The following is a 6775-nucleotide window of genomic DNA, read 5'->3' as shown; positions in this document are numbered from 1 at the left end:
GTCTCACCGGCCGGCGGATCACGAGCCGCAGCGCAGCTTCAATGACGCCCTGCACAGTGGGCAGCGTGGGCTGGATCGCCCAGCCGGAAAAAGGAGCGCCGTCATAGGCGAGGTCCAGCCGGACACGCAGAAGCCCGCCATCCCCCAACGGGACAGCGGGCTTCTGTTCAGTCATACAATCCTCAGGCAGCCACGGTGGGGCTGTTAGGACTCGACCGTCTGCGCATCTTCGCCGCCGGCAGGAACAAACCCTGCAGCTGCGGCATCCTCCGCTGACTTGAACCATACTTCAGCGACGGTGGTGTTGTACCAGTGGGACCCGGGTACGTGGAACTTCATGGAGTTCACGTTGCCCTTGACCTCGTAGCCCTCAGGGGCTTCGCCGTCTTCACGCGCTGGAACCGAACCCTCGAAGGCGTTGGCCGTATCTTCGGTGGCAGCTTCGTCCGCGGAAGGAGCGGACTCTGCTGAGTCAGCCGATTCCGGTGAATCAGCGGAGTCTGCGGATTCCGGTGAGTCTGCGGATTCCGGTGAGTCTGCGGATTCAGCGGATGCCACTGGTGCGGCTGCTGCGGCCTGCTTTGCAGCAGCCAGTTCCGCAGCCTTGTCAGCTTCAGCAACTACAGCCTGCTTCGCTGAGACAGCGTCCAGCACCAGTTCGATGACGGCCATGGGAGCGTTGTCGCCCTTGCGGTTGCCGATCTTGGTGATGCGGGTGTAGCCGCCGTTGCGGTTTGCCACAGCAGGGGCAATGTCGGTGAACAGCTCGTGGACAATGCCCTTGCTGCTGATGACACCCAGGACACGACGGCGCGATGCCAGATCGCCCTTCTTCGCGAAGGTGATCAGCCGCTCGGCGTAGGGACGGAGCCGCTTAGCCTTGGTGACGGTGGTGGTGATTCGCTTGTGCTCAAACAGTGAGGCGGCCAAGTTGGCGAGCATCAGGCGCTCGTGCGCCGCACCGCCTCCGAGACGTGGGCCCTTTGTTGGTGTGGGCATGATTGTTTCTCCTCTTAGTGGTCCTGGCCGCCGCTTCCCAGCGGCGGACAGGCGGATCTGGTGTTAGAGCTCTTCGTCGCCGTAGGCGGCGTCGTCGTCCTCTTCGATGGCTGCGGCGCGGGCTGCAAGGTCAAACCCTGGAGGGGAATCCTTGAGGGACAACCCGAGTTCCACCAGCTTGGCCTTGACCTCGTCGATGGACTTGGCACCGAAGTTACGGATGTCCATCAGGTCAGCCTCGGAACGTGCAACGAGCTCACCCACTGTGTGGATGCCCTCGCGCTTGAGGCAGTTGTAGGACCGCACGGTCAGCTCAAGGTCTTCAATGGGCAGTGCCATGTCAGCCGCAAGAGCGGCGTCGGTTGGCGACGGGCCAATCTCAATACCCTCGGCTGCGGTGTTGAGTTCGCGGGCCAGCCCAAACAGCTCCACCAGGGTGGTGCCTGCTGAGGCGACGGCGTCGCGCGGTGCAATGGCGTCCTTGGTTTCGACGTCGACAATCAGGCGGTCAAAGTCGGTGCGCTGTTCAACACGGGTGGCTTCCACGCGGAAGGTCACCTTCAGAACAGGCGAGTAAATGGAGTCAACCGGAATACGGCCGATCTCCGAGTCGCCTGACTTGTTCTGTGAAGCCGAAACGTAGCCGCGGCCGCGCTCGATGGTCAGTTCAAGCTCGAACTTGCCCTTCGAGTTCAGCGTGGCAATGTGCAGGTCCGGGTTGTGGAATTCCACACCGGCCGGCGGTGCGATGTCCGCAGCGGTGACGACGCCGGGTCCCTGCTTGCGCAGGTAGGCAACCACTGGCTCGTCATGCTCGGAGGAGACCGCAAGGTTCTTGATGTTCAGGATGATCTCGGTGACATCTTCCTTGACACCTGGAACCGTGGTGAACTCGTGCAGCACGCCGTCGATGCGGATGCTGGTGACAGCGGCTCCGGGAATCGAGGACAGCAGGGTGCGGCGAAGTGAGTTTCCGAGTGTGTAGCCGAAACCGGGCTCCAGCGGTTCAATGACAAACCGTGACCGGTTATCGGCTACTACTTCTTCGGTCAGGGTGGGGCGCTGTGCAATAAGCACTTACATTTCCTTTCAGGGAGCATCCGCTATATGACGCAACACAAATGGTGGAAAGGGACAGCTAGCAAGCCAAAGCTCATTAGCTTGGGTATGTGGCGTCAAAGGCCGCCCCCAGTGTCCGGAGACCGGTTGCACTGCAGGGCGGCACTTCAACGCCATAAAGCTAATTAGACGCGGCGGCGCTTCGGGGGGCGGCAGCCGTTGTGGGCGCTGGGGGTGACGTCCTGAATGGAGCCAACCTCGAGGCCTGCAGCCTGGAGCGAACGGATGGCGGTTTCGCGTCCGGAGCCTGGGCCCTTCACGAAGACGTCAACCTTGCGGACGCCGTGTTCCTGAGCGCGCTTCGCTGCGGCCTCGGCTGCGGTCTGCGCAGCGTATGGGGTGGACTTACGCGAACCCTTGAATCCAACTTCACCGGCGGAAGCCCATGAAATGACGGCTCCTGAAGGATCCGTGATGGAGACAATAGTGTTGTTGAACGTGCTCTTGATATGCGCCTGTCCAAACGCAATATTCTTCTTATCCTTGCGACGCGGCTTGCGCACCGCTCCACGAGTCTTGGGGGGCATTGCTTCTCCTACAAAGTTTTGGTTGAGGGTCTAAGGCAGACCGGGCCAGTGGGCCCATGATCGCCGGGTTCCCTGGCTTAGCGAGCTTGCGAGCTAAGTTAGGGGGCGATTAAGGATTAGCGGGCGGCCTTCTTCTTGCCTGCGACGGTGCGCTTGGGACCCTTGCGGGTGCGCGCGTTGGTCTTGGTGCGCTGTCCGCGCACGGGAAGGCCGCGGCGGTGCCGGATGCCTTCGTAGCTGCCGATCTCCACCTTGCGGCGGATGTCGGCGGCCACCTCACGGCGGAGGTCACCCTCAACCTTGTAGTTGCCTTCAATGTAGTCACGAAGCTGCAACAGCTCAGCGTCAGTGAGATCCTTGACGCGCGTATCCGGGCTGATCCCGGTTTCCGCGATTGTCTGATCCGCACGGGTCTTGCCCACGCCGTAAATGTAGGTAAGCGCTATCACTACCCGCTTTTCGCGGGGAATGTCTACGCCAGCGAGACGTGCCATAGTGGCTGTTCTCCTTTGGTGATACCGGAGGTCTGAAACAAAGCGTGCCCAGGAGGTTTCCTGGTCCCCGGCCTCGGTGCCCGGGGGTGTGAATCCGTAATGCGTTGGATCCTGCTTTGCCTATATGGATTTACTGCGCGTGGGTTGAATTCTCCAAGAGGAGAGATCTAGCCCTGACGCTGCTTGTGGCGCGGGTTTTCGCAGATCACGAGTACATTGCCCTTGCGGCGAACCACCTGGCACTTGTCGCAGATCCGCTTCACGCTCGGCTGTACCTTCATGGTTTTCCTTTGCGTTGTTGCAGATTGTGCTGTGTAGGCACCCGTCCATTCTGCTGGAGAATGGCCGGGCTTTGATCAATTGTGCTTATTTGTAGCGGTAGACAATACGACCCCGTGTGAGGTCATAAGGGCTCAGTTCCACGACTACCCTGTCCTCAGGAAGGATTCGGATGTAGTGCTGGCGCATCTTTCCTGAGATGTGGGCGAGAACAATGTGTCCGTTGGCCAGCTCAACGCGGAACATCGCGTTGGGCAGTGCCTCGTTCACAGTGCCTTCTATCTCAATGACACCGTCTTTCTTGGCCATATCCTCCGCTAACGTAAGTGCCCACCGTTTGTACGGCGGACGGGTTTGGGGTTTTGATTGCCTAACCCGCCATGATCCGCTGACGCGGAAAAGCCCGGAAATGGGCACAGAAGTAGAGACAACCAACAGTCAACTCTACGCTAAGGCGCGGCTAAAGTTAAATCAGGAAACCCGGCGCACTATGCCGGCGGTCAGACCAGCGGAACGGGAGTAACGCCGTGGGCAGCAAGCCGGGAGGCACCGCCGTCTTCAGCGCTGAGAACCCAGATGCCGCCGTCGTGCACTGCGACCGTTTGCTCCCACTGGCAGGAACGCTTGCCGTCCGTGGTGACCACGGTCCAGTCGTCCTCGAGAACCGCCGTTTCCAGGCCGCCGAGTACCAGCATGGGTTCAATGGCAAGGCAGAGTCCTGGCTTGATCTTTGGGCCCCGGTGGCTGGTGCGGTAATTCAGCACATCCGGCGACTGGTGCATCTGCGTGCCGATTCCATGACCCACATAGTCCCGGAGGATACCCAGGGGCGCTCCATGGACCCCGGAAACATAATCGTCAATTGCACAACCGATGTCGCCAACGAACCTGCCCTTGGGCAGCGCTGCAATGCCATGCCACATTGCCTCTTCGGTGACCTCCGACAGCCGCTGGTCCTCGGGGCGTGGTGTGCCAACGATCACGGTCCTGGCCGAATCCGAGTGCCAGCCGTCCACGATGGCGCCGCCATCGATCGACAGGATGTCGCCGTCCTGCAGGATCCTGTCCCCCGGGATGCCGTGCACCACTTCCTCGTTGACCGAGACGCAGATGCTGGCCGGGAAGCCGTGGTAACCGAGGAAGTTGGACGTGGCGCCCTCGCTTTTCAGCACGGCGGCGAAGACTCCGTCCAGGTCATGCGTGGACAGCCCGACGGCGGCTGCCGCAACAGTCTCATCCAGCGCCCTGGAAAGCACCAGGCCCGCCTTGCGCATGACACGGATCTGGTTGGTGGTCTTGTACTCGACCCGTTGCTGCCGGAACATCCTACTGCGTGACCTTGATGGCGTACATGACCCGCTCGGTGACCTCGTCGATCACGCCGATCCCGTCCACCTTGGCAACGATTCCGCGTGCCTCGTACTGGGAGACCACGGCCTCGGTCTGCTGGTGGTACAGGTCCAGGCGGTGCTTGATGACAGCTTCGTTGTCATCGGAGCGGCCGTCCAGCGTTGCCCGGCCCGTGAGTCGGCGGATCAGTTCCTCATCCTGGGCGGTGAGTTGAAGCACCACGTCCAGATCGAGGTCCGTTTCCCTCAGGATGTCGTCCAGCTCGGCGACCTGGGCCGCCGTGCGCGGGTAGCCGTCCAGTAGGAAGCCCTCCTGGACGTCGTCGGCCTTCAGCCGTTCCCGCACCATACTGTTGGTGACGCTGTCCGGCACAAAGTCTCCGGCATCCATGTACTTCTTGGCTTCGATGCCCAACGGTGTTTCGTTCTTGACGTTTTCCCGGAAGATGTCGCCGGTGGAGATGGCAACAACGCCAAGCCGTTCGGAGATGCGTGCCGCCTGCGTGCCCTTGCCGGACCCCGGAGGACCAATAATCAGCATTCTTGTCATCGCAACAACCCTTCGTAATGACGCTGCTGAAGCTGCGCATCAATCTGCTTTACCGTCTCAAGACCAACACCCACCATGATGAGGATTGAGGTACCGCCGAACGGGAAGTTCTGGTTGGCGCCGACGGCCACCAGTGCAATCAGTGGAATCAGCGCCACAAAGCCCAGGTACAGCGCACCGGGAAGAGTGATGCGTGAGAGCACGTACTGCAGGTACTCCGCAGTCGGCTTGCCGGCCCGGATGCCGGGAATGAATCCGCCGTACTTCTTCATGTTCTCCGACACCTCGTCCGGGTTGAACGTGATGGCAACGTAGAAGTAGGTGAAGAACACGATCATGGCAAAGTAGAGCCCCATGTAGAGGGGGTGGTCGCCGTTTGCCAGATACGTGGTGATGAAGTTGACCCATTCCGGCGGCGGTGTCTGACCGTCCGTCGGGGTATTGAACTGGGCAATCAATGATGGCAGGTAGAGCATGGAGGAAGCGAAGATCACGGGGATCACGCCGGCCATGTTGACCTTGATGGGGATGTAGGTGCTGCTGCCGCCGAGCGTCCGCCTGCCCACCATCCGCTTGGCGTACTGCACCGGGATCCGTCGCTGGGACTGCTCCACGAAGATCACGAGCACAACCACCAGCAAGCCGATGGCAAGCACTCCGAGGAACACGTTCCAACCCTGCGTGCGGAGGATCTCACCCAGCGAAGTGGGGAAGCCTGCGGCGATGGCGGTGAAGATGAGGAGGGACATGCCGTTTCCGACGCCCTTCTCGGTCACAAGCTCGCCCATCCACATGATGAGGCCGGTTCCCGCTGTCAGAGTGACGATGAGCAGCGCGATGGTGATCAGGCTGTCGTCCGGAATGATCGGCACGGGGCAGTCACCCAGGAGTGCTCCGGAGCGCGCCAGCGACACCAGTGTCGTGGCGTTGAGCAGACCGAGTGCAATGGTCAGGTAGCGGGTGTACTGGGTCAGTTGCGTCTGCCCCTGTGCGCCTTCCTGATGGAGCTCCTGGAAGCGTGGAATGACCACCCGTAGAAGCTGGGTGATGATGCTGGCAGTAATGTACGGCATGATTCCGAGAGCAAATACGGAAACCTGCAGCAGTGCACCGCCGCTGAAGAGGTTGACGAACTGGTAGAGGCCGCCCTCTGTATTGCCGAGCTGCAAACATTGCTGCACGTTGCCGTAATCAACACCGGGGGCAGGAATAAAAGCACCCAGTCGGAAGATTGTGATGATCCCCAGCGTGAACAACAGCTTGCGCCGCAAGTCTGGCGTCCGGAAAGCCCGGCCAATAGCGCTTAGCAAGCGTCCTCCTGAAAGTCTTGGTTGTCCATCGCGGACAATACACAACAACCGAGTCTAACGGTTGAAACCGGTAGATGAGCACCGGAAAAGTAATGCGGCTCATTAAGCCAGACAAACTCTTGGTGGACCGGAAACATCCGATCCACCA

The 6775-nt window shown here is 60.5% G+C and carries 9 protein-coding genes and 1 pseudogene; all 10 read right to left on the bottom strand.

Translation table 11 applies throughout. The features are described from left to right. Positions 1 to 175 (bottom strand): annotated as a pseudogene (locus tag Y708_RS30975) (tRNA pseudouridine(38-40) synthase TruA); the annotation flags it as partial. Positions 176 to 204: 29 nt separating this feature from the next. Beyond that, entirely contained in the window at positions 205 to 999 is a 795-nt protein-coding gene (rplQ, locus tag Y708_RS0109055) for a 50S ribosomal protein L17, sunset domain variant (RefSeq protein ID WP_028279684.1), read from the bottom strand. A gap of 63 nt (positions 1000 to 1062) precedes the next feature. After that, entirely contained in the window at positions 1063 to 2076 is a 1014-nt protein-coding gene (locus tag Y708_RS0109050) for a DNA-directed RNA polymerase subunit alpha (protein WP_028279683.1), read from the bottom strand. A 167-nt stretch (positions 2077 to 2243) separates the two neighbouring features. Further along, the gene (gene rpsK, locus Y708_RS0109045; protein ID WP_026545640.1) at positions 2244 to 2645 is read right to left on the bottom strand and encodes a 30S ribosomal protein S11; all 402 of its coding nucleotides are present in this window, start codon (positions 2643 to 2645) and stop codon (positions 2244 to 2246) included. 116 nt (positions 2646 to 2761) lie between these two features. Beyond that, entirely contained in the window at positions 2762 to 3139 is a 378-nt protein-coding gene (gene rpsM, locus Y708_RS0109040) for a 30S ribosomal protein S13 (RefSeq protein WP_028279682.1), read from the bottom strand. Between the two features lie 167 nt (positions 3140 to 3306). Beyond that, positions 3307 to 3420 carry a 50S ribosomal protein L36 gene (gene rpmJ, locus Y708_RS0109035; RefSeq protein ID WP_024475611.1) on the bottom strand — a complete coding sequence of 38 codons (114 nt, stop codon included), beginning with the start codon at positions 3418 to 3420 and terminating at the stop codon, positions 3307 to 3309. Between the two features lie 85 nt (positions 3421 to 3505). Continuing rightward, on the bottom strand, positions 3506 to 3727 hold the full coding sequence (infA, locus tag Y708_RS0109030) for a translation initiation factor IF-1 (RefSeq protein ID WP_019481515.1): 222 nt from the start codon (positions 3725 to 3727) through the stop codon (positions 3506 to 3508). A 191-nt stretch (positions 3728 to 3918) separates the two neighbouring features. Next, a complete protein-coding gene (map, locus tag Y708_RS0109025) occupies positions 3919 to 4743 on the bottom strand; it encodes a type I methionyl aminopeptidase (protein WP_028279681.1) in 825 nt (274 codons plus the stop codon). Position 4744: 1 nt separating this feature from the next. After that, a complete protein-coding gene (locus Y708_RS0109020) occupies positions 4745 to 5317 on the bottom strand; it encodes an adenylate kinase (RefSeq protein ID WP_028279680.1) in 573 nt (190 codons plus the stop codon). Next, positions 5314 to 6627 (bottom strand): preprotein translocase subunit SecY, encoded by a 1314-nt coding sequence (gene secY, locus Y708_RS0109015; RefSeq protein WP_028279679.1) that lies wholly within the window; start codon positions 6625 to 6627, stop codon positions 5314 to 5316. Before secY ends, Y708_RS0109020 begins: the two co-directional genes overlap by 4 nt. Positions 6628 to 6775 lie beyond the last annotated feature (148 nt).

Source organism: Arthrobacter sp. H5, from assembly GCF_000520595.1.
In the GTDB taxonomy this organism is placed as follows: domain Bacteria; phylum Actinomycetota; class Actinomycetes; order Actinomycetales; family Micrococcaceae; genus Arthrobacter_D.
The sequence above is the reverse complement of the archived record's forward strand: the minus strand, read 5'-3'. Positions and strand labels throughout refer to the sequence as shown.